Raw genomic sequence first — 26,038 nt, forward strand, 5'->3', positions numbered from 1 at the left:
CCGTCAGTAGAGCGTCGCTGGGGTCGGCACCAAGTCTATAGGTGCGGCCCTGCCCGGTTGCGAGGGGACCGCACGGGGTCCCGGGTGGCTGGCGGTACAGTTCTGGCAGAACAGCACCCTCCGAGAAGGCATCATGAACACCCATACGCAACTCCCCACCGGTGACCAGGTGGTGCAGGACCTCCCCTGGCGCTGGAAGGTCCAGGGGAAGATCTTCCTCATCGGCGGCCTCGGCTTCATGTTCGACGCCTGGGACGTGACCCTCAACGCCTACCTGATCCCCCTCCTGATCGACGACTGGGGCCTGTCCTCCGGCCAGGCGGCCTGGGTCGCGACGTCGAACCTCATCGGCATGGCGGTCGGGGCCTTCGCCTGGGGCTCGGTCGCCGACATCATCGGTCGCAAGCGGGCCTTCACCCTCACGCTGCTCGTCTTCTCGGTCTTCACCGTGCTGGGGGCGTTCTCCCCGGACATCGTCTGGTTCTGCGTGTTCCGGTTCCTCGCGGGCTTCGGCCTCGGCGGCTGCATCCCCGTGGACTACGCCCTGGTCGGCGAGTTCACGCCCCGGTGGCAGCGCGGCCGGGTCCTCACCGCGATGGATGCGTGGTGGCCTGTCGGCGCCTTTCTGTGCGGGGTGGTCACGACGGTGGTCGTGGCCCAGTCGGGCAGCTGGCGCTACGCGATGCTCGTCATGGTGCTCCCGGCACTCCTCGTCTTCTGGGTGCGGCGCGGCGTCCCCGAATCGCCGCTCTACCTCGTGCAGCGCGGCCGGGGCGAGGAGGCCAGGACGGTCATCGACGACCTGGTGGCCCGGACCGGCGCGGAGCAGCGGGAATGGCGCCTGCCGGAGCCCGAGCAGACGCCCCGACTCTCGCTCGGCAGTGTCTCGGGCCAGCTGGCGGGGCTGTGGCGCTACGACTGGCGCATCACCCTCACGGCCTGGAGCCTGTTCCTGACCATCCTGCTCGTCTACTACGGTGCCCTGACGTGGATGCCGCGGATCCTCATCGCCTCGGGCTACGCGCAGTCGGTCGCCTTCATCACGACCACGTTCATGACCGGCGTCGGTTTCCTGGGGGTGATCGCGGCCGCCCTCCTGGTGGAGCGCGTGGGCCGCAAGTGGCTCCTGGCCGTCACGGGTCCCGGCTCCGCCGCGCTCCTGGTCGTCTTCGCACTGACGCTCGACCTGCCCGCCGCCGCCACGGCATGGCTGCTGGGCTTCGGTTTCGTGGTGCAGGTGGCCATCCCCGTCCTCTACACCTACGTCTCGGAGCTGTACCCGACGGAGCTGCGGGGCAGCGGGTTCGGCTGGGCGTCGACCATCTCCCGGATCGGCGCGGGCCTGGTCCCCCTGATCTTCGGGACGCTCCTGTGGCCCTACCTCGGCCTGCCGCTCACGTTCGCCCTGACCGGCGGACTGGTGCTCCTCGCCGTCGTGTTCATGGCCTTCAACGCCCCCGAGACCCGGAACGCCACGCTGCGCTGACCGGCCCGGGACGACGAGGGGTGCCACCGTCGCAGCGGTGGCACCCCTTCCTCGTCGCGGGCCACCCGTGCGGGCTAGGCCTCGGGCAGGACCGCGTCCGGGGTCTCTTCGAGCGAGGTGACCTTCCACGCGCCGTCGGCGTAGCGGACGGTGGCGGTGTAGATGGTGCCGGCCGGCGAGAACGGACGCTGCTCGGCGACGGCACCGTCCTCCGCGAACTCGGTGTAGGCGTCGGGGTTGACGGGGATCAGGGCGGTGACATCGGCGCCCTCCGCCACCTCGTCCTCCGGCGTGGTGAGGTAGACGTTCTCCACCTTGGGCTGGCCGCCGAGCACCCACCCGCCGCCGTCGTATACGGCCTCCAGCCGTTCCGCCTCGGCCTGCTCGCTCGCCGCTCCGTCGAGGACCTCGAGCACGGCGGCCGCGTCCCCGGTCTGCAGGACATAGGCCTTGAGGTCGAAGTAGTAGTAGAGGAACGCCCGGGCGCCCTCGGCGGACACCTCCCCGACGAGGTCGTTGGTCGCGGGCCGCTGGATGTTCGAGGCTGCGGCGGAGGAGCTGGCGGGGGACGGCCGGGTCCCGGCCGGGGTCGCCGGCGTGGACTCGGGGGTGCCGGCGCAGGCTGTGAGCGCCAGCAGGGTGAGGGCGGCGGTGGCCGCGATGCGCGAGGTGTTCATGAGAGTCCCAACGGTGTTCGAGATCGGAGTGGCCGGAGGCCTCCCCCACCCTACCGGTGCCCCAGGCAACTTCAGGGGCCGACCGGGCCGCGCAGGATTGACTCCTCCTGTGACGTGGGACACGCTGGTCCTTTCCCACGAAGGAGACATGTGAAACCTCGCCACGCCACCGTCGTCGTGCTGACCGCCCTCGTTGCCGGCTCCGTCACGGCACTGCCCGCCACCGCCGCACCCGAGGATCCAGGCTCCCCGCCGGCGGCCGAAGCCCGGCACTCCCTCCGCTCCGCCGTCACCGACGAGAACTTCTACTTCGTCATGGCCGACCGCTTCCGGAACGGCAGCACGGCCAACGACGACGGCGGGCTGGGACCCGATCCGTCGGTGTCCGGCTTCGACCCCACCCGCAAGGGCTACTACAACGGCGGAGACCTCCAGGGCCTGCTGCAGGAGCTCGACTACATCCAGGGCATGGGGACCACGTCCATCTGGCTCACCCCGAGCTTCAAGAACCGTGCCGTCCAGCCGGAGGACGACTCCGCCGGCTATCACGGCTACTGGATCACCGACTTCACGCAGATCGACCCGCACCTCGGCTCCAACGAGGACCTGAAGGCCCTCATCGACGCCGCCCACGAGCGCGGCATGAAGGTCTACTTCGACATCATCACCAACCACACGGCCGACGTGATCGGGTACGACGCCGGAGAGCGGGCACCGTACATCTCGAAGGACGAGGAGCCCTACCGCGACGCCGACGGTGCCGCGTTCGACGACCGCGACTACGCGGGCACGGGCACCTTCCCGGCACTCGACGCCGCGACGTCGTTCCCGTACGTCCCCGTGGTCCCGGAGGCCGACCGCGACCTGAAGGTCCCCGAGTGGCTGAACGACCCGACGCTCTACCACAACCGGGGCGACACGACCTTCGCCGGTGAGGACGCCTACTACGGCGACTTCTTCGGGCTCGACGACCTCTCCACCGAGAACCCCCGGGTGGTCGACGGCATGATCGACATCTACAAGACGTGGATCGCGGACTTCGGCGTCGACGGCTTCCGGATCGACACCATGAAGCACGTGAACGACGAGTTCTGGCAGGCCTTCGGTCCGGAGGTGCTCTCCTACGCCCAGGAGCAGGGCAAGGACGAGTTCTTCATGTTCGGCGAGGTCTTCGACACCACCAAGTCCTTCACCTCGCAGTTCACCACGCGCAACCGCATGCAGTCCGTGCTCGACTTCCCGTTCCAGGCGGCGGCGCGGGGCTATGCGTCCCAGGGTGCTCCCGCCTCGGACCTGCAGGCCTTCTTCGCCGGCGACGACTGGTACACCGATGCGGACTCCAACGCGTACAGCCTTCCGACGTTCCTGGGGAACCACGACATGGGGCGGATCGGCAGCTTCCTCACCGCCGACAACCCGGGCGCCGCCGAGGACGAGCTGCTGGCCCGGGACACCCTCGCGCACGAGCTCATGTACTTCTCGCGCGGCAACCCTGTGATCTACTACGGCGACGAGCAGGGCTTCACCGGCCCCGGCGGTGACCAGGACGCACGCCAGACGCTGTTCGCGAGCCAGGTGCCCGAGTACCTCGACGACGACCTGCTCGGCACCGCCGCGACGCATGCGACCGACAACTTCGACACCGGCCACCCGCTCTACCGCGGCATCGCCACGCTCGCCGGGGTCACCGCGGAGCACCCGGCCCTGCGCGACGGCGCCCACCAGCACCGCTACGCCGCGGACGGCCCCGGCATCTACGCGTTCTCGCGGACGGATGCCGAGGAGCAGCGTGAGTACGTCGTGGCGCTGAACAACAGCACCGAGCCGCAGACCGCAGCTATCCCCACCTACGCGGCGAAGCGCAGCTTCGGCCTCGTGTACGGGGATGCGCCGAAGCGTGCGAGGTCGGCCGCCGACGGCACCCTGAGCGTGACCGTCCCCGCACTGTCCACCGTGGTGTACGAGCTCTCCGGGAAGGTCCCGCACTCGAGCAAGGCGCCGGCGATCGCGCTGCAGCAGCCCACCCCTGCCGCCGAGGACAACGGCCGGACCCGGGTGGCGGCCGACGTCGCCGGCTCCTCGTTCTACGAGGTCACGTTCGAGGCACGCACGCCCGGCGGCGGCTGGACGAGCATCGGCACCGACGACAACGCCCCCTACAGCGTCTACCACGACACCAGCGCCCTGCCCGCCGGGACCGCCGTCGAGTACCGCGCCGTCGTGCTCGACAACGGCCGGCACACGAGGACGAGCCCGACCGCGTCGGCCGTCGTCCCCGCACCCCGGCTCACCATGGGCCTGCCCGCCGAGGGCACGCAGGTGCAGGGCGACGTCGAGGTCACCGCGACGGCGAGTCCCGGGGACTCCGAGTACACGGTGACGATCGAGCGCAGCATCGCGGGTGGGGCCTGGACCCCGATCGGCACCGACGACTCGTCGCCGACCTACACGGCGGTCGACGACCTCGCCTCCCTGGACCTCGCGGAGGGCACCCGGGTGCAGTACCGGGCCGTGCTCGGTACGTCCGTGAGCGATACCAGGACGGTCCGCGTCGGATCGGTCATCGAGCAGCCCAGGACGGTGGCGGTGGCCGGCAGCCTCGACTCCGAACTGGGCTGCGGTGCCGACTGGGACCCGGCGTGCGACCAGGCGCAGATGACGTTCGACGCCGCATCGCGGACCTGGCTCCTCGGGATCGAGGAGCTGCCCGCCGGCAGCTACGAGTACAAGGCCGCCCTGAACCGGTCCTGGACGGAGAACTACGGAGCCGGTGGCGCGTTCAACGGCACCAATATCGCCCTGACCCATCCGGGCGGTCCGATCACGTTCGTCTACGACCACCGCACCAAGGTGATCAGCACCCGCTGACTCCGCCTGCACGGCACGACGGCGGCCGGGCCCCCTCGGGTCCCGGCCGCCGTCACGGGCTGGTCATGCAGGCCTGACCAGTGGTCCTTCCCGCGTGCCTCGAGACGTCGGAGCGGGTCACAGCCAGTCGTTGCGCTTGAACGTCCACCACAGCCCGATGCCCATCGCCACCATCAGCAGGAGGGCGAACGGATAGCCCAGGGCCCAGTGCAGTTCCGGCATGACGTCGAAGTTCATCCCGTAGACGGAGGCGATGAGGGTCGGCGCGAAGAGGATGGCCGCCCACGACGAGATGCGCTTGACCTCCTCCCCCTGGCTCAGCGACGTCTCCGTCAGCCGCGTCATCTCCTCGTTCTGGCGCTGCGCCACGAGCGTCGAATGGACCGTGAGGGCATTCTGCAGCAGGGCGCGGAACGTGTTCACGCGCTCGACGACGCGGATCACATGGTCCTGGACGTCGCGCAGGTTGCGTCCGAGCTCGGAATCCACCTGGTACTTCTCGGACCCGCGCAGCAGGGCGTCCATCATGGCCTCCAGGGGCTGCGTGGCGCGCTGGAACTCGATCACCTCGCGATGCAGCTCGTAGATCCGGCGCGAGACATCCGGCGCTCCCCCGAACAGCTCGTCCTCGATCTCGTCGATGTCGTTCTCGAGGCCCCGCACCACGGGCTCGTACTCGTCGACCACCTGGTCGAGCAGCGCGTACAGGACGGCCTGGGGCCCGGCGGCGAGCAGCGTCGGATCGGCCTCGAGCCTCCGCCGCACGATGCCGAGGTCCGGTGACTCGGCGTGCCGGATGGTCACCACGAAGTCATGGCCGACGAAGAGGTGCAGCTCCCCGAACTCCACCTTCTCCTCGGCGTCCAGGTAGCGCGCGGGGCGCAGCACGAGGAAGAGGGTGTCGCCGTAGCGTTCGAGCTTCGCCCGCTGGTGTCCGTTGGTGGCGTCCTCGACGGCGAGGGGGTGCAGCCCGAACTCGGCCTCGACCGCGTGGATCTCCTCGCGCTCGGGACGGTACAGGCCGATCCAGCCCATACCACCGCTGTCCCGCATGATCTCGAACGTCTTGTCGAGGTTCTCGGGATCGATGCGGGTCTCCCCACCGACGTACACGGCGTTGGCGACGACGGGCATCTCAGGCTCCCGCTGCGGCGGAGTCGGCCGCGAGCCCCGCGAGCGTCTCGATCAGGAGCCGGCGCTCCTCGACCTTGATGCGACCGTGCAGGGAGTCCTCCGTGTCGTCGGGCAGCACGGCGACCGGGGCCTGCGCGAGGATGGGGCCGGTGTCCACCCCGGCGTCCGCGATCATGACGGTGCAGCCCGTCACCTTGACCCCGTAGGCGAGGGCATCACGGACACCGTGGGCGCCCGGGAAGCTGGGCAGGAGGGCGGGATGGGTGTTCAGGTAGCGGTCGGGGAACGCATCCAGGAAGTGCTGGTCGACGATCCGCATGAAGCCCGAGGAAACCACGTAGTCCGGAGCGTGGGAGGCGACCGCCTCGGTGAGGTCCCGGTTCCATGCCGCCCTGTCCCCGTACTGCCGGAAGTCCACCTCGAACGTGGCGATGCCGGCGTCGCGCGCCCGCTGCACGCCGCCCGTCCCGGGCCGGTCCGCCCCCACGGCGGCGATGGTCACGGGAAGGCTGCCGTCGGCGACGGCGTCGATCACGGCCTGGAGGTTCGATCCGCTGCCGGAGACGAGTACTACGATGCGCATGGCTCAACCTTAGGGTCTCGTCTCACCTAGGGTTGAACCATGCCGAGGGAGGAACGATGACGGAGCAGGGCACCAGACCGAGCGGATCGCGCAGCGTCGGGAGCGGGCGGGGAGGTCCGGACGACGCCGCTGCCGCGCGCGCCGCGTCGGCCGGGCTGTGGCTGCGCCTGTTCCTGCTGGCCCTGCTCGGCGGGGCGGTCGCGAGCAGCCTGGTCCTGCCCTGGAAGGTCCTCGGGCTCGTCCTGGCGCTGTTCGCCCTCGGAGCCGGCGTCGTCGCGCTCGTCAAGGCGATCAGCGCGAAACTGTCCCGGTTCGTGGTCGTCGCGACGGCCCTCGGCCTCGCCGCCGCCCTGTTCCTGACGGCGGGGACCACGGCCTCGGTCCTCCTGTGGCCCGTCACGCAGAACTATGAGGACTGCATGTCCCGTGCCCTCACGTTGCAGGCGCAGGCGGACTGCGAGGAAGGCCTCAGGAAGCTCGAGGGCTTCGCACCGGGCCGGTAGCGCCCGGACTGGTAGCGCCCGGGCCGGTAGCGCCCGGACTGGTGGCGCCCGGGCCGGTAGCGCCCGGACTGGTGGCGCCCGGGCCGGTAGCGGCCGGACTGGTGGCGCCCGGACTGGTAGCGGCCGGACTGGTAGCGCCCAGACCGAAGGGGCGTCGGGCGGAGGGGCGTCGGGCGGAGGGGCGCCCGGGCCGAAGAAGCGTCGGGCGGAGCGGCGCCCCGACAGCGCAGGCCGACACCGGCGCGTCAGCGCCGCCGCGGTTCCCGCTCGAGCAGGGGCCCGACGGCGTGCCCGAGGAGGGCGCCGACGGCCACCTCGATCGCGAACCACAGGCCGACGGTCAGCGGATCCGGCCCCAGCTCGGTGAGACGGCCGAGGCCGAGGGAGGCACGCGAGAGGGCGGCGACGGCGGCACCGCCCAGCCCGGCCGCGATGCCGATGAGCCCCGCGAGGGCCAGGGTGGACGCCGTCGCGGTCAGCCAGCGCTGCTTGCTGTGCAGGACGAGCCACTCGTCGAAGTGGTTCTCGCCCTCGCGGAAGAACCACCAGCCGGCGAGGAGTCCCGCGACGACCGGGATGGCCAGCGCGGCGTAGCCGTACTCGAGGATGCCGGCCGGCAGCGCGCCGAGGACGGGCAGGGCGGGCAGCGGACCCACGGTACTGGCGAGCGGGGTGATGGAGCTGCCCGTGCCGAGCGCGAATCCCGCCCCCGTGGACCAGGCCATCGTCCACGCCGCGAAGTTGGGCAGGAGCCCGAGCTGGAGCAGGGTCACCACCGACGCACCGGCGATCCCGCCGTCGATCCGCTCGTAGATCGCCGCGATCCCCGCCCAGTTCAGGCCGATCGCCACCGCGAGCAGTACCGCGGACAGGCCCGCCGCGACCAGCACGGCGAGGAACCCCGAGCGGAGGACGGACCACGCGTAGGACCCCGCCCAGCGCGAGTGCTGGCTCGTACGGCCCACCCACGCCGCGAAGTCGACACCGACCAGGCGGCTCCAGGCGCCGGCCTCACGGTAGGCACCGGTGATCAGGCCCATCCCGGCGGAGACGGGCGGTATCAGGGCTCCCGCGGCCAACGGAGCGGAGGCGTCGGCGCTCGTGGACACGTAGGCGACGGCCGCGCCGATGGCGGCATAGGTGACCAAAGCCCCGAGCAGGGCCTGCCAGAGCTGATCCGTGTAGGAGGCGCGGGCGAGCCGCCGCCCTGCCCGCCACGCGAGCAGCAACGGCACCAGGATGAGGCCGAAGGGGATCACGTGCAACAGCCCCGCGGACGCCTCGGCTCCGGCCACGCCTGCCGGGAACTGCAGGACGAGCGGGACCCCGTGCATCACGAGCCATCCCTGGCCGGCCAGCCGCGCCGCCGACTCGGCCGTGCGGTCCGCGAATCCGCCCGTCAGCCAGACGGCGGCCACGGGGAGGACCACGAGCAGCGCCGAGATCAGGGCGGCCTGGCCGAGCTCGAACACCCCCTGCAGCCACAGGGGCATGGGAAGGGAACGGGGTTTGGTGGGGAGTTTCATCCCCTCCATGGTGCCACCGGGAGCCTCCGCCGGGGCCGAGCGACGCGGGCGCCGACCGCTGCCCGCCCGGTGGCGCCTGTCACCCGAGGAGGTCGACGAGCCCCTTGACGACGGCCAGCCCCGCGCCGACGAACGCGATGACGAGGACGAACAGCCGGGCCTGGTGGTCGCGGACGAAGCGTCCCAGTTTCTCGCCGGCGAAGATGCCGGCGACGATGGCCAGCCCGATCGCGATCCACATCCACGGCGCGAGCACCGGAGCCTGGGACGGGTCGAGGATCAGCTTCGCGACCAGCGTCACGGTGCCGATGCAGACGAAGAAGGGCTGGAGGGTCGCGGCGAACGGGCGTTGCGGCCAGCGGGAGAGGACGGCGTACGCGCTCACCGCCGGGCCGCCCACGCCGGCCATGGAATTGGTGAGGCCCGCCGTGAAGCCCGCGACCACTTTCGGCACGTTGCCGCGGACGACGACGTCGGAGCGCTGGAGCACGAGGGAGATGGTCAGTGCCACGAGGACGACGGCGCCGACGGTGACGGACAGGGGCGCCGACGGCACGGCCACCGCGAGGAAGGAACCGGGCACCGACCCGAACAGGGACGGCACCACCAGCCAGCGGAACATGCTCCAGTCGATGTCCTTCCACACGCGGCCCACGATGATCGTCGAGGACACGACACCGCAGATGTTGACGAGGAGCACACCGGCGTGCGGGCCGAGGATGATCACGAGGAAGGGTGCGATCAGCAGGGCGAACCCGAGTCCGGCGATGCGCTGCGCGACGGCCCCCACGAGGACGGAGGCGAGCACGATGCAGAAGATGCCGAGAGTCACCCCAGCTACAGTACGCCGGGGCAACCACCCGCTCACCCGGTCCGCCTGCCGTGGAGCACCGCCCGACGGTAGCCTGTCCGTATGACAGCAGCCACCACCGCACTGGCCACGGCCGACTGGCGCCGGCGCGTGTTCGGCCTGTACGCCGACGTCCGCGAGCGCGCCGTCGCGGAGTCCCCCGAAGCGGCGCACGCCCTGTGGCGGACGGGCCGCGACGAGCTGTTCCGGGTCCATCCGGCGTCGGCCCTGTCGGAACAGGCCAGGTCCTCCTTCCGCGGCCTGGCCGTCGCGCCCTACGATCCCGCCTTCCGCTTCGAGGCGATCCTCGACGACGACGGCGCGGGCGAACTGATGGAGGTCGCCACCGGCACGGACGGCGTCGTGCCGTTCCACCGCCTCGGCACCCTCCTGCTGCCGGGCCTCGGTGGACTGGCCCTCTGGAAGCTCGGATCCTACGGCGGCGGGCTCTTCCTCCCGGTGCGGGACGCCACCGCGGGCAGGCCCGGCGGCACGTACGGCGGCGGACGCTACGTCCTCGACACGATCAAGGGCGCGCACCTCGGTGAGGGGCGCGCACCCGGCAGCCTGGTCGTCGACCTCAACTTCGCCTACAACCCCTCCTGCGCCTACGACGAGGAGTGGGCCTGCCCCCTGCCCGGGCCGGGCAACCGGCTGCTCGACGAGGCCCCGGTCGGCGAGCTCTACCGCGCGTACTGACCGGTCGGGCCGGCACTGCGCGACGGCCCGGCAGTCCGTAGGCTTGGGAGCTACGGCGACGTGGGCGCCGTCCACCGGCGAGGAGCCCGAACGATGAGGACGACCCGATGAACACGACCCGATGAAGCAGGACCAGTGGCGCCGTCGCTCCGAGGTGCCCCTCATCATCGCCGCCGTCCTCTACCTCGCGGCCTACTCGATCCAGGTCACGGGAGATCCCGGACCTGCCGCCGCGCGATTCCTCGAGGGTGTCGTCTGGGGTGTCTGGGGGCTCTTCCTCCTCGACTACCTCGTGAATCTCGCCCTGGCACCCGCGCGCGGCCGCTGGTTCCTCCGTCACCTGCACGAACTCGTCATCCTGCTGCTGCCCATGCTGCGGCCCCTCCGGCTGCTGCGGCTGATCCCCCTCCTGCGCGTCCTCAACCGCTCCGGCGGTGACGCGCTGCGCGGCCATATCGTGCTCTACGTCGTCTCCGCTATGACGGTGCTCGGGTACGCGGGCGCACTCGCGGTACTCGACGTCGAACAGGACGCCCCGGGGGCGACCATCGTGACCCTCCCCGATGCGCTCTGGTGGGCGCTGACCACCGTCACCTCCGTGGGCTACGGCGACTACTACCCCGTCACCGGACCCGGGCGCCTGATCGCGGCAGGCCTGATGATCGGCGGGATCGGGGTCCTCAGTGCCGTCACCGCGGCGTTCGCCTCATGGCTGGTGGAGAACGTCGCCGCCGCGCAGGCCGCGGAGGGCCGGACCGCCGAGTCCGACACCCAGGTCCAGGACCAGCTCAAGAGCGTCAGCCTGCAGATCGACACCCTGACCCGGCAGCTCACCCACGGCTCCCACCAGGGTCGCCCCGGCCCCGAGTGACCGCCGGGACGGCGATTTCGCCCGACGTTCACCCGGCCTCCATCCTTCCGTGGCCACCCCTCCGCCTGCGCGGGCGACGCTGGGCCGGTGAGGATCGCCGTTGTCGCAGAATCGTTCCTGCCCCAGATGAACGGGGTCACCCAGTCGCTGCTCCACGTGCTCGCCCACCTGCGCAGCCGGGGAGACGAGGTCCTGGTGATCGCGCCGTCGTCGTCCCGGTCCGACGACGAGGCACCGGCGTGGGTGGAGGGCTACCCCGTCCACGCCCTGCCCTCCGTACCCCTCTCCGGGTACGCGACCGTGCGGCTCGCCGCCGGCACCGTGGCCCGGGTGCGCCGGCTCCTCGCGGATTTCCGGCCCGACGTCGTGCATGTCGCCTCCCCCTTCGTCCTCGGCTGGCGTGCCGTGCAGGCCAGTGCGCAGCTCGGCCTGCCCACCGTCTCCGTCTACCAGACCGAGGTGCCCGCATACGCGGCGCGTTACGGCTTCCCGTGGCTGGAACCGCTGCTGTGGCAGCGCGTGCAGAACATCCATGACGCCTCGACGCTGACGCTCGTCCCGTCCTCCGCCGCGCTGGATCAGCTGCGGTCCCGCGGGGTGCAGCGGCTGAACCTGTGGCGGCGCGGCGTCGACACCGAACGGTTCTCACCCGACCGGTTCGACGCCGCCTGGCGGGCCACCGTCGCCGAGCCGCACGAGCGCATCATCGGCTACGTGGGCCGGCTCGCCGCGGAGAAGCAGGTGGAGGACCTCGCGGTGCTCGACGCGCTGCCGGGGACCCGCCTCGTGATCATCGGATCGGGTCCGCAGCAGGAGGAGCTGCGGACACGCCTGCCCCGCGCGCACTTCGCCGGGTTCCAGGCCGGCCTCGACCTCGCGCGCAGGGTGGCGACCTTCGACCTCTTCGTCCACCCGGGAGAGTCCGAGACCTTCTGCCAGACCATCCAGGAGGCCATGGCCTCCGGGGTGCCGGTGGTCGCGGTGGGCCGGGGCGGCCCCCTGGACCTCGTGGACCCGTCGCGCACCGGATGGATCTACGGGCCCGGGGACCTCCAGGGCCTCCGCGCCGCTGTGGCCGACCTGGTGGGCGACGACGCCAAGCGCCGCGCGTTCGGCCGGGCCGCCCACGCCTCGGTGCAGGGGCGCACGTGGCCCGTCCTCTGCGAGCAGCTCACCACCTACTACGGGAAGGCCATCGCCGTGCAGCGGAAACGCGCGGACGTCGCCGAGCACCGCAGGGCTCCCGTGCAACACTGAACCCGCCGGCCGGAAGGCTGGACGGCACCCACCCGAAGCGGTATCGTGCCTCGTCGCAATCGCGGCACCCCCACAGGCCCTATCATGGGGATTCGACACACCCACCCCCGGAGGTTCCGATTACAGACACCGCTGCCCAACACGACATTTATTTCGGCGCACCCGAGCCGGAGAATGAAGCCGAGATCCTCGAGTCGGCGTCTCGCGCGGCGGTAGCCCGTTTCGACGGCCGCTCCGACATCACCACGGTCAAACGGCGCTTCACGCTGATCAACTCCGACCGCACGCCGCACCAGGCGATGGTCGAGGACCTGCTGTTCATCCGCACGGCCCTCGACGACGCCGGCATCGGGTTCCTGCTGGTGCGCGGCAACGACCAGCGGCCCGTGATCGCCGTCGACCTGAACGACCGCGAGAAGCTCCGCGCAGCGCTCGTCGAGGCGTGCCGCGACGAGCCCTTCTACTCCCGCACCGTCGACACGAAGCGGCGCACCACCCTGCTCGTCGGTGACGGCGAGCTCTCGAAGAGCGGCAGGGCCCGGATCTTCCGCCTGTTCCGCCCGCGCATCGAGCCCCTCGGCGGTCTCGCCTACGGGCCGTCCGCCGGGGTGCAGATCGAGCTCTGGGCCCTGGGCGAGACCACGATCGAGCTGCCCGTGGAGAACTCCCTGACCCGCCGCACCCTGCCCGCTGCCGAGGTGGTGCGTGGCGAGGTGGTACGGCACGGCCTCTCCTGGCCGACGATCGACAACATGTTCGCGGACCACGCGACGGACATCGACTTCGACGTCGACCTCGTCTTCTCCTGGGTGGACGGCAGCAGCCCCGAGTACCAGGCGGCCCGCGCCGCCCGCATGCAGGGCGTGGTGGTCGGCGAGGGCGACGACCACGAGGCGCGCTTCCGCCAGATCGACGAGCTCAAGTACGCGCTGCGCTCCGTCTACATGTTCGCGCCATGGGTGCGGCGCATCTTCATCGCCACCGATTCGGACCGGCCCGCCTGGCTCGCCGACCACCCGTCGGTGACGCTCGTCCGCTCCGAGGAGCACTTCAGCGATCCGTCCGTGCTGCCAACCCACAACTCCCAGGCCGTCGAGGCACAGCTGCAGCACATCCCCGGACTGTCGGAGTACTTCCTGTACTCGAACGACGACATGTTCTTCGGACGTCCCGTCGCTCCCGACATGTTCTTCTCGCCCGGCGGGATCACGAAGTTCATCGAGGCCGACACGCGCATCGGACTCGGCGAGAACGACGCCGACCGGAGCGGATTCGAGAACGCGGCGCGCGTCAACCGGCGCCTGCTGCACGAGCGCTTCGGCAGGATCACGACCCGGCACCTCGAGCACACGGCAGCGCCCCTGCGGAAGAGCGTGCTGCTCGAGATGGAGGACGAGTTCGCGGCCGAGTTCGCGGCCACGGCGGCGTCGCGTTTCCGCGCCAAGGACAACATCTCCGTCACCAACTCCCTGTACCACTACTACGCCCTGCTCACCGGGCGTGCCGTGACCCAGGAGATGGCGAAGGTCAAGTACGTCGACACCACGATGCGCTCCGGGCTGAGCAGCCTCATCAAGCTGCTCGACAAGCGCAACCAGGACTTCTTCTGCCTCAATGACGGGAGCTTCCCCGAGGTCCCCGCCGAGGAGCGGGCCCACCTGGTCCGGGACTTCCTCGAGAAGTACTTCCCGGTCAAGGCTCCCTGGGAGATCTGAGGCGTCCGTCCCGGCGTCGGGGACGCATGCGAGACTGGCGGCATGCAGACCTTCCTGCCGTACCCCGACTTCGCCGCGAGCGCCGCGGTGCTGGACCAGGCGAGGCTCGGCAAGCAACGGGTGGAGACCCTGCAGGCACTGCGCGCACTCGTGATCCCTGATTACGGCTGGCGCCAGCACCCCGCGATCCGCATGTGGATGGGCTACGTCCCGGCGCTGACCGTGTACGGGCTGGCCATGGTCGCGGAGTGGGTCTCCCGCGGGCATGCCGACACGACGCACCGGCAGATCCTCGAGTTCGCGCCCGGGGTCCTCGAGGACCCCGACGTGGCCATGCCGCCATGGCTCGGGGACCCGGCCCTCCACGTCAGCCACCAGTCGAACCTGATCCAGAAGGCTCCGGAGATCTACCGGAGCAGGTTCCCCGGCATCCCCGAGGACCTGCCGTACGTCTGGCCGGAACCGGAGCACGAGCTCGTCCCGGCCGAGCCGGAGGGGCGCCGGCTGTGGGTGTGGCGTGCGGCGTCGCATCCGCCGGAGGGCGATGCCACGCTGCTCATGCCCCCGGTCCCGCCCAGCGGGCGCGCAGCCCCGAAATGGGAGCGGCAGCTGCACACGTTCGAGGAGGCACTGGAGGACGGCGACGCCGTGGCCATCGCCGATCCGGACGGCCGGCACTTCCGTACCGGTCGCGTCGGCCGCGTCCTCATGCACGAGGACGGACTCCTCCGCCCGGCCAGCCTCCATGGCTGGCTGGAGCGCTCGGACTTCGACCCACCCGCGCTGCTGCAGGATCCGAGGACGCTGTTCAGCGTCGGCCTGCCCGACGCGTTGGACGACTGACCGGCCCGCGCCTCAGGCGGAGGCGAGTTCGCGCACCCGGCGCCCGTCGGTGATCGTCACGCCGTGCGCGTCCAGCCTGCGGCGGGCCTCCTCCCGGGGGACCACCTCGCCCACCGGGGTGTGGCGGCCCGCCGGGACCACGGAGTGGACGATCGTCTCCTCGAACACGTGCACGAGATTGTAGGACTGCGCGCCGTCCCGTCCGCGGGTGCCGCCGCCGTCGAACAGCAGGTCCTGCGTGTAGCAGGTGGCACTCGCCACCGAGACGGGGACGCCGGCGAACATCGCGGTCGTGGAGTAGTGCAGGTGCCCGGCGAGGATGGTCCGCACGTCCGAGCCGCGGACGACACCGGCGAGGGAGCGCTGGTCCCGCAGTTCCACCAGGACGGCCAGGTCCTGGACGCTGGGAACGGGAGGGTGGTGCAGGGCGAGGATGGTCCCGTGCGGTGCGGGCACCTCCAGCTCACCCGCGAGCCACCGGAGCTGCTCGGCGGTGAACTCGCCGTGGTGGTGGCCGGGAACGGTCGAGTCCATCGTGATGATGCGCAGTCCGTCGACGAAGTGCACCGCATCCACCGGAGCGTCCGCGCGGACGGACGAGCGTTCGTCGAGGAGGCCCGCCCGGAAGGCGGCCCGGTCGTCGTGGTTTCCCATCGCCCAGATGACCCGGGCTCCGAGGCGGGCCGCCGCAGGATCCACCAGGGCCCTGAGCTTCGAGTACGCGCCGGGCTCCCCCTTGTCGGCGAGATCGCCCGTGAACACGATGGCCTGCGGGCGCGCGCCTGACGCCTCGAGGTCGTCGAAGACCTCCCGCAGCCGCTGCTCGCTGTCCACCGCGCCGTACAGCGGACCGTCGCCGGCGACGAGGTGCGTGTCGCTCAGGTGGAGGAGGAAGTGCTGCGGCCGGGGGTGTTCTGCTGTCCTGGGGACCATGGAACCTACTCCGATAGCTGATCGTCGTGTCCGACCATTCCAGCAGAGGTGCCGGCCCACCCGATGAACTCACTGCGGCACGTCGGAGAACATCGGGGAAACTCCTGCGCGCGGGCACCAGCGGCGATCCCGCAGGCACCCTCCCGCGCCGGGCGGCCGCCCGGGTGCCCGGAGGGAATGCGGGAGTACTGGCGGGGCGGCAGCACGCGCCGTAGGCTTCACAAGCGAAGCATTCTTCCAGCAGCGAAAGGCATCACCATGGGACTCCGCCCCAGCCACATCCCCCTCCGTCTCGCCACGGGCGCCTTCATCCTCAATTCGGGCCTCGGGAAGACCGGCCTGGACGAGGGCTCCGCGGGTTACCTCCAGTCCATGGCCGCCAAGGCCTTCCCCCAGCTGAGCCGGCTCGAGGCGGAGAAGTTCGGCAGGTACCTCGCGGCGGCGGAGATCACCCTCGGCTCGGTGCTGCTCGCGCCGTTCGTCCCGAGCAGGGTGGCCGGTCTGGGCCTGCTCGCCTTCTCGTCGGGCATGATGACGATGTACCTCCGGACCCCCGAACTCACCCAGGAGGACGGCATCCGTCCCACGCAGGACGGCACAGCCGTCGCGAAGGACGTCTGGATGGTGGGCATCGCCCTGTCCCTCATCCTGGACCGCAGGAAGAAGTAGACCGGCTGCGGCGTCCGATGCGCCAGGAGGGTCCGGGCGCATCGGCACAGCCGGGTCCCTCCTGGGGCTCGCTCCGGGAGGACCCACAGGACACGGGAGGAACGGCATGTGCGGGCGCTTCGTGATCGCAGGCAACAGGGCCGCCCTCATCGACGCCTTCGACGTCGACGAGGCGCTCGTGGACGAGGTCGAACCCTCGTGGAACGTCGCGCCGACGGACACCGTGCAGCTCGTCGTCGAGCGGCTGGATCCGGAGACCGGGGAACTGACGCGGCGGCTCGAGCCGGCGCGCTGGGGGCTCATCCCCTCCTGGTCGCGGTCCGCGGCGGTCGGAGCACGCATGATCAACGCGCGCAGCGAGACCGTTCTGGAGAAGCCGTCCTTCCGTGCCGCTGCGCTCAAGCGCCGCGGACTCGTCCCCGCCGACGGGTACTACGAGTGGAGGAAGAACGACGACGGGTCGAAGACCCCCGTCTACCTGCACAGCGCCGACGGCTCGCACCTGGGGTTCGCCGGGCTGTACGAGTTCTGGCGCGACCCCTCGACCGCGTCGGCGGAGCATCCCCAGGGTTCGTGGGTGGTGAGCTGCTCGATCATCACGCGTCCGGCGAGCGACGCCCTCGGCGAGATCCATGACCGCACGCCCGTGATCGTCCCGCCGCAGCTGCGCGGGGACTGGCTCGATCCGCGGAACGACTCGCGCCCGGCCGTCCAGGAACTGCTCGACGCCATCCCGGACCCGCACCTCGTCCCGCGCCTGGTGGGCGACCGGGTCGGCTCCGTGCGGAACAACGGGCCGGACCTCATCGACCCCCTCCCCGGTGATGTCACGGCCGACGGGGAACAGCAGACGCTCCTGTAGGTCACCGACGTCAGGTCACCGACGTCAGGTCACCGACGTCAGGTCACCGAGGTCAGGACCGGTCCGTCCCGCTGAACGTGGCCCGCGGGGCCGGCGGCAGGTCCGCGATGTACTCGTTGACGGCGAGTGCCAGCATGTCCCGCTCGAACGGGGGGAGCAGCAACGAGCTGTACAGGTAGGCGTCGATCTCCTCCTCCCCGACGTTGCCGCCGAGGCTGAAGTACCGGAGCCAGAGGTCGTAGGTGCTCAGGCTCGTGGACCGGAACGCGGCGCACGTGCGGCGCTGCTGCTCCTCCTCGCTCATGCCCGTGCTCATTCCCGTACCTTCCCGGCTACCGCCACCGGCCGCCGTGCGCACCGTCGTCGGTCTGTTCATCAACGTAGCGACGCGCACCTCGGATGGGAAGCCCGCAGAACCCTTCCGCGCATGCTTGTCGCCCTGCCCCGCGGTGCCTAGGGTCGGAGTCAGGCGAGGAGAGAGGGAGACACCATGATCAGGACGGACATCGCGCCCGGCATCCACTACGTCGAGCACGCCAGGACGAATGTGTACCTGGTGGAGGACGACGACGGCATCCTGCTCGTGGACACCGGGCTCCCCCGGTCGAAGACCGTGCTGCTGGAGGCCCTGGGCCGCATCGGCAGGGCGGTCGGGGACATCCGCGCCGTCGTCCTGACGCACGGGCACTTCGACCACGTGGGCACGGCCGAGCACCTGCGGTCCCGGTACGGGATCCCCGTGTACTGTCACCCGGACGACGCGCACATCGCCGCACACCCCTACAGCTACGAGCACGAGAGCTCGCCGTTCCTCTACCCCCTGAGGTATCCGCGGGCCGTTCCGGGCCTGCTGCGGATGACCGTCGCGGGGGCCGTGGCCGTCAAGGGCATCCGCGACACCCTCCCGCTCACCCCCGAGGCGGCGGCGGCGCTGCCCGGCGCCCCCCTCGTGGTCCCGACCCCGGGCCACACCAGGGGCCACTGCGGCCTGCACTTCCCGGACCGCGACGCCGTGATCAGCGGGGACGCCCTCGTGACCCTCGACCCGTACACGGGACACCCGGGTCCGCAGGTCGTGGCGCGAGCGGCGACGGCGGACACCGCCACGGCACTGCGTTCGCTCGACGCGCTGCGCGCCACGGCGGCCCGCACCGTCCTGCCGGGGCACGGCTTCCCGTGGCGTGCCGGCGTGGAGTCGGCGGTGGCCCAGGCGCTGGAGGTCGGCGGTCACTAGGCGCGTGCCGTCGTCGGGCGCATCGGTGCAACGGCGAGAGGATACGCTGGGCGCATGGGCTGGCTGAAGCAGAAGACGATATTCGGATTCGCACGCACCACGGCGAAACGCGCGGCCGTCACCCTGTTCTCGGCACAGGCCGTGGTCATCGCCGGGCTCGTCGGGGTGGACGCCTACCAGAAACGCCGGCGTACCAGGCGTCCGGGCTTCCCGCAGCCGGGCACCTTCCGGACGACGATCGCCGACACGGACACGACGGTCTACACCTACGGCGAGGACCTCTACGACGCCATGATCGCGGCGATCGACAAGGCCGAGCACCAGGTCCTCCTCGAGACGTACATCTGGAAGGGCGACGCCGTCGGGGCGCGGTTCCGCGATGCCGTGAACCGGGCAGCGGAGCGCGGTGTGAAGGTCTTCGTCATCTACGACGGCTTCGCGAACCTCGTGGTGAATCCGTTCTTCTACTCGTTCCACCCCCTCGTGAACGCCTACCGCTTCCCCGTCCTCCGCCCGTCCATCGTCTTCACGAACATCCGCGGAACCGGCTTCGACCACCGCAAGGTCCTCGTGGTCGACGACGAGGTCGGCTTCGTGGGCGGCTACAACATCGGCGCGGACTATGCGACGAAGTGGCGCGACACGCACCTGGAGATCCGCGGTCCGTCCGTCTGGGAGCTCCGGGAGGCCTTCGTCAGCTTCTGGAACCTCCGCGCCATCCCGCGCAGGCCCCTCCTGCCGGATCTCAGCGCCTCCTTCTGGGAGCCCCGCATCCGGGCGGTCAACAACATCCCGGCGTACCTGGTGTTCCCCATCCGCGGGATCTACCTGGACGCGATCAACCGTGCCGAGAAGCACATCTTCATCACGACGGCCTATTTCATCCCGGACCGCCAGATCCTCGACGCCCTCCTGCGGGCGAGCCGCCGCGGTGTGGATGTGCGCGTGATCCTGCCCGAGGAATCCAACCACGTGGTGTCCGACTGGCTGTCCCGCGGGTTCTACTCGTCGCTCATCGGGGCCGGCGTGCAGATCCTGCTGTACCAGAACTCGATGATCCATGCGAAGACCGCGACGATCGACGGCGAGTGGAGCACCGTGGGCACGGCCAACATCGACCGCCTCAGCCTCACCGGGAACTACGAGATCAACCTGGAGATCTTCGACCGCGCACTCGCCGCCACGATGGAGCAGATCTTCGAGGTGGACTCCTCCAACAGCCGCGTGCTCACGAAGGAGGAGTGGGAGGGCCGCCATGTCGTGGCCCGCGCCAGCGAACTCATCCTCGCTCCGCTGCGCCCGTTCCTGTAGTCCCGGGTCCCGCACTTCCGGCGGCCCCGGCCCCGGCTCCCGAGGAGGGCGCCGAGAAGCGCTCCAGGTAGCCCCGTTGGGAGGATCCCACGTGGGCGGCCATGAGCCGCTCCGCCTCGGCCTCGTTCCCCGCGTCGATCGCCGCCATCACGAGGCGGTGCTCGCCCCAGGACTGCTTGCCACGGTTGTCGACGTCGGCCGCGTAGAGCCACTCGATCTTCCCCGATATCTGCCGCAGGAGCGCGGCCAGCGAGGAGCTCCCGCTGAGCTCCGCGACGCCGAGGTGGAACCGGATGTTCAGCTCGGGCAGGTCCACGAGGGCGTCGGCCGCCACGGCGCGGTCGCCGTCGTCGAGGATGTCGGTCAGGGCGCGCCGCGCCGACCACCACGCGGCGCTCGGCGCGTCCGCCGCGAACTGCGCCGCAGCACGGCGCGCCGCCCGGCGGGCGATCGTCGACTCGATGACGCCGCGCACCGCGAAGAGGTCCTCGGCGTCATCGAGCGGTATCTCGGCGACAGTGGACCCGGCGTAGGGCCTCGACTCGACGAAACCCTCCGCCTCGAGGGCCCGCAGCGCCTCCCGCACCGGCACGCGTGACACACCGTACCTCCCGGCGAGCGCCGCCTCCGTCACGCGCGTGCCGGGGCGCAGCGCACCGAAGATGATGTCCCGGCGGATGGCGTCGAGGACGCGCTGCGGCGCCGCCGCGTCCTGGTCAGGCCGCAAAGGCCGCACCGGGGATGGCTCCGAGGAGCTCCTTCGTGTAGTCCGCCCGCGGGCGGTTGAACACGTCGTCCACCGGGCCGCTCTCCACGACCTCGCCCGACCGCATGACCACCACCTGGTGGGCGATCTGGCGCACCACCGAGAGATCGTGCGTGATGAACAGGTATGTGAGCCCGAGCCGCTCCTGCAGGTCTGCCAGCAGCGTCAGGATCTGGTCCTGGACGAGGACGTCCAGTGCGGAGACGGCCTCGTCGCAGATGAGCAGCTCCGGTTCGAGGGCTAGGGCCCTCGCGATGGCGACGCGCTGTCGCTGCCCGCCGGAGAGCTCGTTCGGCCGGCGCTGGGCGACGCTGCGCGGCAGGGCCACCTGGTCGAGGAGTTCGGCGACCCTCTCCTGCCGGCTCGAGCGGTCGCCCACGCCGAAGATGCGCAACGGCTCGTCGATCAGGCGCTCGATGCTGTAGGTCGGGTCGAGGGAACCGTAGGGATCCTGGAAGACGGGCTGCACCTTCCGGCGCAGGGCCCGGCGCCGGCTCCCGCGCGTGGTGGTGAGCGACTCCCCGTCGATCAGGGCCTCCCCCGATGATGCGGTCTCGAGCCCGAGGATGATGCGCGCGACCGTCGTCTTGCCCGAGCCGGACTCCCCGACCACCGCCGTCGTCGTCCCGCGTGCCACCTCGAAGGACACGTCACCGACCGCCCGCACGGTGCCGCCGCGCTGCCCGCGGAGGGCGAACTCCTTGACGAGGCCGTCGACCACGAGGATCGACGGCGGGCGGACCTCCGCCGGTGCCGGCGGCTCGGCCAGGGGTTCCGCGTCGAGGACCGCCGCCACCGAGGGCGCCGCCGCGACGAGCTGTTTCGTGTACTCCTCCCGGGGGTCCAGCAGGATCTCGCGGGGCGTCCCCACTTCGACGATGCGGCCCTCCGACATCACGATGATGCGGTCCGTGCGGTCCGCCGCCAGCCCGAGGTCGTGCGTGATGAACAGCAGCGAGGTCCCGCGCGCGTCGACGAGCGACTGCAGGTGGTTGAGGATCTGCCGCTGCACGGTGACGTCGAGCGCCGAGGTCGGCTCGTCGGCGATCAGCAGCTCCGGCTCTCCCGCCAGGGCGATCGCGATGAGCACGCGCTGGCGCATGCCCCCGGAGAATTCGTGCGGGTACTGGCCGTAGCGGCGTCCGGCGTCGGGGATCCCGGCCTCGGAGAGCAGGGCGATCGCCCGCTTCTTGACGTCGGCCCGATCCGGCTTCCCGAGGTCGCGCCGGCTGGCGACGATCGCGTCGGCCACCTGCGGACCGATCTTCATGGCCGGATTGAGGTTGGACATGGGGTCCTGCGGCACGAGGCCCACGCGCTGGCCGCGGATGCCCCGCATCAGGGGTTCGGAGGCGGTGGCGAGGTCCACGACGTCGCCCCGGGTGCGTCCGGCACCCAGCACGATGGAACCGTGCGTGATCCGCCCGCTGCCCGGGAGCAGCCGCAGGATCGCCCCGATGGCGGTCGACTTGCCGGACCCGGACTGCCCGACGATGGCGACGCGTTCGCCGCGCCGCATCGAGAAGCCGACCCGGTGCAGCACGGGTGTTCCGCCGAAGGCGACCTCGAGATCGGTGACTTCCAGGATGTTCTCAGCGTCCTGCAGCATAGCCCTGTGCTCCTCGCGGATTGGCGGCGGCCGACAGCACGCCGGTCTCGTGGTCCCTGGTGACGGAGGAGAGCCGGCCGAGCGACCAGTCCCCTGCCCGGGTGATGACGTGGCCCCGCCGTTCGAGGTCGGCGATGACGTCCGCCCCGAGCCGGTCCTCGACGACGGCACCGCCCGGCTCCCAGGTGCGCGGCCAGAAGGAGCCGGGGATGGATGTCGTGTGGAGGGACGGGGCGTCGATGGCCTGCTGGGGCGAGTAGCCGCCGACGATCGTGCGCAGGAGGTACAGCAGCTGCCACTGGTCCTGCTGGTCGCCTCCGGGGGACCCGAGGGCGACCACGGGCCGGCCGTCCTTCAGGACGAGCGTCGGGGTGAGCGTGGTGCGGGGCCGCTTCCCGGCCTGCAGCGTGGACGGGCCGCCCTCCTCGAGCCAGGTCATCTGCAGCCGTGAGCCGAGGCAGAAGCCGAGTTCGGGGATGGTGGGCGAGGACTGCAGCCAGCCGCCGCTCGGTGTCGCGGAGACCATGTTGCCTGCCGAGTCGACGACGTCGATGTGGCAGGTGTCGCCGCGCGTCTCCCCCTCACGCGAGACGGTCGGCTCGCCCACCCCGGCGAACCCGCTCCCGTCGGCGAGTGCCGGCGGGGTGTAGCCGGTGCGCAGGGGCGGGAGGAACGGCTCGACGCCGGGCACCGTGCCGGGGCGGAACTCGAGGGATGCCTCGTCGCCGATGAGGGCCCGCCGCTCCGCGGCGTAGCCCGCCGAGAGGAGGTGGTCCAGGGGCACGTCGGCGTCGCCGTAGTACGCCTCGCGGTCGGCGATGGCGAGCTTCTGCGCCTCGAGGATGGTGTGCGCGCCGATCGCGGTGGACGGGTCGAGGCGCTCGTCGTCGAACCCGTCGAGGATGGCGAGGGTCTGCAGCAGGGCCGGGCCCTGGCCCCACGGTCCGGTCTTCGCGATCGTGTAGCCGCGGAACTCGAGGGTGGTCGCCTCCTCGTAGCCGGCTTCGAAACCGGCGAAGTCGTCGACCGTGAGGACGCCGGCGTGGTCGAGGCCGGAGGAGTGCCGGTGCGGCGTCCGGACGAACTTGGCGGCGGCCTGCGCGACCAGGCCGGTGCGCCATTCGAGGCGTGCTGCGTCGATCCGCTCGGTGCGGGTGGCGCCGTCCGAGGCCGCGCTGACGAGCGACCCGAGGACACGGGCGTAGGCCTCGTTGCGGATGACCTCGCCCTCGCGCGGGGGGCGGCCCTCGGGCATCCAGAGGGCCGCCGAGGTGGGCCAGTGCTCGGTGAAGAGATCCGCGACGGCGGCGATGGTGGCCCCCACGCGTCCGACGACCGGGTGGCCGTCGCGGGCGTAGCCGATCGCGAAGGCGAGCACGTCCTCCAGTTCCCACGTCCCGTGGTCGCGCAGCAGGACCAGCCAGGCGTCGACGGCGGCCGGGACGGCGGCGGCGAGGGCTCCGGCGCCGGGGACGAGTTCGAGGCCTTCGGCGAGGTAGTGCTCACGCGTGGCACCGGCCGGTGCCGGGCCCTGTCCCATGAGCACCACGGGCCGGCCCGGCTCGTCGGCCGTGGCGAAGACACCCGTCATGTCGCCGCCCGGTCCGTTGAGGTGGGGTTCGACGACGTGCAGCACGAACGCGCCGGCGACGGCGGCGTCGAAGGCGTTGCCACCGCGCTCGAGCACGGCCTGCGCGGAGGCGGTGGCCAGCCAGTGCGTGGACGCACTCATGCCGAAGGTGCCCTGGAGGGTGGGCCGCGTGGTGAAGGAGGGTGGGGGTGTGTACGTCATCGTCGTCACTTTCGGGTGGTGTTCGTCGGGTCGAAGGCGTCGCGGAGGGCGTCCCCGAACAGGTTGAAGGCGAGGCAGATCGCGGCGATGGCGATGCCGGGGAAGATGGCCGCGCTGGGTGCCCGGAAGATGTACTGCTGGGCGTCCGAGAGCATGATGCCGAGGCTCGGTGTGGGTGGCTGGATGCCGAGCCCGAGGAAGGACAGCAGGGCCTCGCCGATCACCGCGACGGGCATGATGACCGTCGCCTGGACGATGATGGCCGACGTCGCGTTGGGGAGCACGTGCCGCAGCATGATCCAGGTCGGCGACGCGTCCATGGTGCGGGCGCCGAGCACGAAGTCGCTCTCCTTGATGCGCAGCGTCTCGCCGCGCACCACCCGGATCATCGTCGGGATCTGGGCGATGCCGAGCGCGACCGCCGCGTTGCCGAGACTGGGCCCGCTGATCGCGGCCAGTCCGACGGCGATGATGAGGAACGGGAAGGCGAGGGTGACGTCGGTCAGGCGTGAGATGACGGCGTCGAATCCGCGGGAGTACCCGGCCAGGAGACCGAGCGGCGTCCCGATGACGACCGCGAGGAGCACGGAGAGGACACCCACCTGCAGCGAGGTCTGGATCCCGAAGAGCAGACGGGAGAGGACGTCACGGCCGAGGTCGTCCGTGCCGAGCAGGAAGCCCTCGGTCAGGGGCCGCTGGAACGGGGTGTCGAAGTGCACCTCGGTGGGCGGATAGGGCGCGAGCACGGGGGCGAGGAGCGCGGCCAGCACGACGGCGACGAGCATCACGCCGCCGGTGATGCCCAGCGGGTTGGAGCGGAGCGAGGACAGGATGCGGCCGCGGCCGGAGCCCAGGCCTGCCCCGGCGGTTCCGGGGGGCAGTGTTTCGACGGCCATCAGTTGGCTCCTCCGACACGGATCTTGGGATTGACCACCGAGTACAGGATGTCCACGGCGAGGTTGATGAGGATGTAGCTGACGGTGATGATCAGCACCACGGCCTGGATGACGGGATAGTCGCGGGTGAAGACGGCGTCCAGGGTGAGCTTGCCGAAGCCCGGCAGCGCGAAGATCCGCTCGGTGACCACGGCCCCGGAGATGAGGCCACCGAGCTGCAGGCCCACGATGGTGACGACGACGATGAGCGAGTTCCGGAGCCCGTAGCGCACCAGCACACGGCTCCGTCCCAGCCCCTTCGCGCGGGCCGTACGGACGTAGTCGGTGGTCATGGTCTCGATCATCGAGGCGCGGGTCTGCCGCATGATCACCGCTGCGAGCCCGGTCCCGAGGATCAGCGCGGGCAGCGTGAGGTAGTACAGGCCCCGCAGCGGATCCGAGAGGACATCCACATAGCCTGAGGCGGGGAACCAGCCGAGCGTCACCGCGAGATACAGGATGGCGAGGATACCGAGCCAGAAGTTGGGGACGGACAGGCCCACCAGTGCGAAGGCGTTCGCCACCCATTCAGGCCAGCGGCCGCGGAACCGCTCGGCGATGACGCCGAAGAGGATCCCGACGACGATCGCCACGACGATCGCGTACGCCGAGAGCCAGAGCGTCACGGGCAGCGTGGTGGCGATCAGCTCGGTCACGGGTGTCCCCGTCCGGGTGGACTCGCCGAAGTCGCCGCGGAACATGTTGCGCACGAAGGCGAGGTACTGGGCCACGAGCGGCTGGTCGAGGCCCATCTCCGCGCGGACCGCGGCGAGTTGTTCCGGTGTCGCCTCCTCCCCCGCCATGGCGAGGGCCGGGTCGCCGGGAAGCTGGCGCACCCCGACGAAGACCACGATCGAGGCCAGGACCAGGGTGAGGACCGACTGCCAGAGTTTCGTGAACACGTAACGGCCCATG

At 71.0% G+C, this 26,038-nt stretch carries 24 protein-coding genes; 12 read left to right on the forward strand and 12 right to left on the reverse strand.

Going from position 1 to position 26,038, the window contains the following annotated elements; all coding sequences use genetic code 11:
• Positions 1-133 precede the first annotated feature (133 nt).
• The gene (locus ACX80L_RS06260; RefSeq protein ID WP_459288380.1) at positions 134-1,486 is read left to right on the forward strand and encodes an MFS transporter; all 1,353 of its coding nucleotides are present in this window, start codon (positions 134-136) and stop codon (positions 1,484-1,486) included.
• Between the two features lie 74 nt (positions 1,487-1,560).
• Here ACX80L_RS06260 and ACX80L_RS06265 read toward each other — a convergent pair whose 3' ends face one another.
• Entirely contained in the window at positions 1,561-2,163 is a 603-nt protein-coding gene (locus tag ACX80L_RS06265; protein WP_459288381.1) for a DUF6318 family protein, read from the reverse strand.
• 150 nt (positions 2,164-2,313) lie between these two features.
• Between ACX80L_RS06265 and ACX80L_RS06270 the strand changes: the two genes are divergently transcribed.
• The gene (locus ACX80L_RS06270) at positions 2,314-5,031 is read left to right on the forward strand and encodes an alpha-amylase family glycosyl hydrolase (RefSeq protein WP_459288383.1); all 2,718 of its coding nucleotides are present in this window, start codon (positions 2,314-2,316) and stop codon (positions 5,029-5,031) included.
• 117 nt (positions 5,032-5,148) lie between these two features.
• On the opposite strand, the gene corA is transcribed toward ACX80L_RS06270, so the two are convergent.
• Positions 5,149-6,165 (reverse strand): magnesium/cobalt transporter CorA, encoded by a 1,017-nt coding sequence (gene corA, locus ACX80L_RS06275; RefSeq protein WP_133082717.1) that lies wholly within the window; start codon positions 6,163-6,165, stop codon positions 5,149-5,151.
• Between the two features lies 1 nt (position 6,166).
• On the reverse strand, positions 6,167-6,748 hold the full coding sequence (gene purN, locus ACX80L_RS06280; protein WP_459288385.1) for a phosphoribosylglycinamide formyltransferase: 582 nt from the start codon (positions 6,746-6,748) through the stop codon (positions 6,167-6,169).
• Positions 6,749-6,804: 56 nt separating this feature from the next.
• Between purN and ACX80L_RS06285 the strand changes: the two genes are divergently transcribed.
• On the forward strand, positions 6,805-7,251 hold the full coding sequence (locus tag ACX80L_RS06285) for a hypothetical protein (RefSeq protein WP_208740429.1): 447 nt from the start codon (positions 6,805-6,807) through the stop codon (positions 7,249-7,251).
• A gap of 245 nt (positions 7,252-7,496) precedes the next feature.
• On the opposite strand, the gene ACX80L_RS06290 is transcribed toward ACX80L_RS06285, so the two are convergent.
• Positions 7,497-8,777, reverse strand: a complete 1,281-nt coding sequence (locus tag ACX80L_RS06290) for a cell division protein PerM (protein ID WP_459267561.1) — start codon at positions 8,775-8,777, stop codon at positions 7,497-7,499.
• Positions 8,778-8,856: 79 nt separating this feature from the next.
• Positions 8,857-9,609: a TSUP family transporter gene (locus ACX80L_RS06295; protein ID WP_459288387.1), complete on the reverse strand. Its 753-nt coding sequence runs from the start codon at positions 9,607-9,609 to the stop codon at positions 8,857-8,859.
• A gap of 81 nt (positions 9,610-9,690) precedes the next feature.
• Here ACX80L_RS06295 and ACX80L_RS06300 point away from each other — a divergent pair, with 81 nt between their 5' ends.
• The 5 genes from ACX80L_RS06300 (at position 9,691) to ACX80L_RS06320 (ending at position 15,012) form a co-directional block, all read left to right on the forward strand.
• On the forward strand, positions 9,691-10,326 hold the full coding sequence (locus ACX80L_RS06300) for a DUF1684 domain-containing protein (protein ID WP_459288389.1): 636 nt from the start codon (positions 9,691-9,693) through the stop codon (positions 10,324-10,326).
• Positions 10,327-10,447: 121 nt separating this feature from the next.
• A complete protein-coding gene (locus ACX80L_RS06305; RefSeq protein WP_133082711.1) occupies positions 10,448-11,197 on the forward strand; it encodes a potassium channel family protein in 750 nt (249 codons plus the stop codon).
• An 87-nt stretch (positions 11,198-11,284) separates the two neighbouring features.
• On the forward strand, positions 11,285-12,454 hold the full coding sequence (locus ACX80L_RS06310) for a glycosyltransferase family 4 protein (protein WP_459288391.1): 1,170 nt from the start codon (positions 11,285-11,287) through the stop codon (positions 12,452-12,454).
• A gap of 185 nt (positions 12,455-12,639) precedes the next feature.
• A complete protein-coding gene (locus ACX80L_RS06315) occupies positions 12,640-14,169 on the forward strand; it encodes a stealth family protein (RefSeq protein WP_432206147.1) in 1,530 nt (509 codons plus the stop codon).
• Positions 14,170-14,211: 42 nt separating this feature from the next.
• Complete coding sequence (locus tag ACX80L_RS06320) at positions 14,212-15,012, forward strand: MSMEG_6728 family protein (protein WP_459288393.1); 801 nt, start codon at positions 14,212-14,214, stop codon at positions 15,010-15,012.
• 12 nt (positions 15,013-15,024) lie between these two features.
• Here the strand turns inward: ACX80L_RS06320 and ACX80L_RS06325 are convergent, their stop codons facing one another.
• Positions 15,025-15,945 (reverse strand): phosphodiesterase, encoded by a 921-nt coding sequence (locus ACX80L_RS06325; RefSeq protein ID WP_459288395.1) that lies wholly within the window; start codon positions 15,943-15,945, stop codon positions 15,025-15,027.
• Between the two features lie 258 nt (positions 15,946-16,203).
• On the opposite strand from ACX80L_RS06325, the gene ACX80L_RS06330 reads away from it, so the two are divergent.
• Both ACX80L_RS06330 and ACX80L_RS06335 read left to right on the forward strand, forming a co-directional pair.
• A complete protein-coding gene (locus ACX80L_RS06330; protein WP_133082706.1) occupies positions 16,204-16,614 on the forward strand; it encodes a hypothetical protein in 411 nt (136 codons plus the stop codon).
• Positions 16,615-16,720: 106 nt separating this feature from the next.
• On the forward strand, positions 16,721-17,476 hold the full coding sequence (locus tag ACX80L_RS06335; RefSeq protein ID WP_459288397.1) for an SOS response-associated peptidase: 756 nt from the start codon (positions 16,721-16,723) through the stop codon (positions 17,474-17,476).
• Positions 17,477-17,528: 52 nt separating this feature from the next.
• Here ACX80L_RS06335 and ACX80L_RS06340 read toward each other — a convergent pair whose 3' ends face one another.
• Positions 17,529-17,792 (reverse strand): hypothetical protein, encoded by a 264-nt coding sequence (locus ACX80L_RS06340; RefSeq protein WP_459267555.1) that lies wholly within the window; start codon positions 17,790-17,792, stop codon positions 17,529-17,531.
• Positions 17,793-17,966: 174 nt separating this feature from the next.
• Between ACX80L_RS06340 and ACX80L_RS06345 the strand changes: the two genes are divergently transcribed.
• Together ACX80L_RS06345 and ACX80L_RS06350 are read left to right on the forward strand one after the other, a co-directional pair.
• A complete protein-coding gene (locus tag ACX80L_RS06345) occupies positions 17,967-18,710 on the forward strand; it encodes an MBL fold metallo-hydrolase (protein ID WP_133082703.1) in 744 nt (247 codons plus the stop codon).
• Between the two features lie 54 nt (positions 18,711-18,764).
• Complete coding sequence (locus tag ACX80L_RS06350) at positions 18,765-20,021, forward strand: phospholipase D-like domain-containing protein (RefSeq protein ID WP_133082702.1); 1,257 nt, start codon at positions 18,765-18,767, stop codon at positions 20,019-20,021.
• On the opposite strand, the gene ACX80L_RS06355 is transcribed toward ACX80L_RS06350, so the two are convergent.
• Genes ACX80L_RS06355 through ACX80L_RS06375 form a run of 5 tightly spaced genes read right to left on the reverse strand, consistent with a single transcriptional unit; the run spans position 19,990 to position 26,037 of the window.
• Entirely contained in the window at positions 19,990-20,748 is a 759-nt protein-coding gene (locus ACX80L_RS06355; RefSeq protein ID WP_459267554.1) for a GntR family transcriptional regulator, read from the reverse strand. The two genes, ACX80L_RS06350 and ACX80L_RS06355, sit on opposite strands and share 32 nt — an antisense overlap.
• Positions 20,738-22,396, reverse strand: a complete 1,659-nt coding sequence (locus tag ACX80L_RS06360) for a dipeptide ABC transporter ATP-binding protein (protein ID WP_133082700.1) — start codon at positions 22,394-22,396, stop codon at positions 20,738-20,740. The genes ACX80L_RS06355 and ACX80L_RS06360 overlap by 11 nt, the downstream gene beginning before the upstream one ends.
• Complete coding sequence (locus ACX80L_RS06365) at positions 22,380-24,188, reverse strand: gamma-glutamyltransferase family protein (protein WP_459288399.1); 1,809 nt, start codon at positions 24,186-24,188, stop codon at positions 22,380-22,382. Before ACX80L_RS06365 ends, ACX80L_RS06360 begins: the two co-directional genes overlap by 17 nt.
• 5 nt (positions 24,189-24,193) lie before the next feature.
• Positions 24,194-25,084, reverse strand: a complete 891-nt coding sequence (locus tag ACX80L_RS06370) for an ABC transporter permease (RefSeq protein WP_133082698.1) — start codon at positions 25,082-25,084, stop codon at positions 24,194-24,196.
• Positions 25,084-26,037, reverse strand: a complete 954-nt coding sequence (locus ACX80L_RS06375) for an ABC transporter permease (RefSeq protein ID WP_459288401.1) — start codon at positions 26,035-26,037, stop codon at positions 25,084-25,086. The genes ACX80L_RS06370 and ACX80L_RS06375 overlap by 1 nt, the downstream gene beginning before the upstream one ends.
• Position 26,038: the final 1 nt, after the last annotated feature.

It is taken from the genome of Arthrobacter sp. MDT1-48-3, assembly GCF_054511015.1.

Coding starts and splice junctions, on each gene's coding strand:
- ACX80L_RS06370 (WP_133082698.1), bottom strand. CDS start 25,084: ATGGCCGTCGAAACACTGCCCCCCGGAACCGCCGGGGCAGGCCTGGGC.
- ACX80L_RS06360 (WP_133082700.1), bottom strand. CDS start 22,396: ATGCTGCAGGACGCTGAGAACATCCTGGAAGTCACCGATCTCGAGGTC.
- ACX80L_RS06350 (WP_133082702.1), top strand. CDS start 18,765: ATGGGCTGGCTGAAGCAGAAGACGATATTCGGATTCGCACGCACCACG.
- ACX80L_RS06290 (WP_459267561.1), bottom strand. CDS start 8,777: ATGAAACTCCCCACCAAACCCCGTTCCCTTCCCATGCCCCTGTGGCTG.
- ACX80L_RS06340 (WP_459267555.1), bottom strand. CDS start 17,792: ATGAGCACGGGCATGAGCGAGGAGGAGCAGCAGCGCCGCACGTGCGCC.
- ACX80L_RS06265 (WP_459288381.1), bottom strand. CDS start 2,163: ATGAACACCTCGCGCATCGCGGCCACCGCCGCCCTCACCCTGCTGGCG.
- ACX80L_RS06365 (WP_459288399.1), bottom strand. CDS start 24,188: ATGACGTACACACCCCCACCCTCCTTCACCACGCGGCCCACCCTCCAG.
- ACX80L_RS06260 (WP_459288380.1), top strand. CDS start 134: ATGAACACCCATACGCAACTCCCCACCGGTGACCAGGTGGTGCAGGAC.
- ACX80L_RS06330 (WP_133082706.1), top strand. CDS start 16,204: ATGGGACTCCGCCCCAGCCACATCCCCCTCCGTCTCGCCACGGGCGCC.
- ACX80L_RS06345 (WP_133082703.1), top strand. CDS start 17,967: ATGATCAGGACGGACATCGCGCCCGGCATCCACTACGTCGAGCACGCC.
- ACX80L_RS06305 (WP_133082711.1), top strand. CDS start 10,448: ATGAAGCAGGACCAGTGGCGCCGTCGCTCCGAGGTGCCCCTCATCATC.
- corA (WP_133082717.1), bottom strand. CDS start 6,165: ATGCCCGTCGTCGCCAACGCCGTGTACGTCGGTGGGGAGACCCGCATC.
- ACX80L_RS06325 (WP_459288395.1), bottom strand. CDS start 15,945: ATGGTCCCCAGGACAGCAGAACACCCCCGGCCGCAGCACTTCCTCCTC.
- ACX80L_RS06300 (WP_459288389.1), top strand. CDS start 9,691: ATGACAGCAGCCACCACCGCACTGGCCACGGCCGACTGGCGCCGGCGC.
- purN (WP_459288385.1), bottom strand. CDS start 6,748: ATGCGCATCGTAGTACTCGTCTCCGGCAGCGGATCGAACCTCCAGGCC.
- ACX80L_RS06375 (WP_459288401.1), bottom strand. CDS start 26,037: ATGGGCCGTTACGTGTTCACGAAACTCTGGCAGTCGGTCCTCACCCTG.
- ACX80L_RS06320 (WP_459288393.1), top strand. CDS start 14,212: ATGCAGACCTTCCTGCCGTACCCCGACTTCGCCGCGAGCGCCGCGGTG.
- ACX80L_RS06335 (WP_459288397.1), top strand. CDS start 16,721: ATGTGCGGGCGCTTCGTGATCGCAGGCAACAGGGCCGCCCTCATCGAC.
- ACX80L_RS06285 (WP_208740429.1), top strand. CDS start 6,805: ATGACGGAGCAGGGCACCAGACCGAGCGGATCGCGCAGCGTCGGGAGC.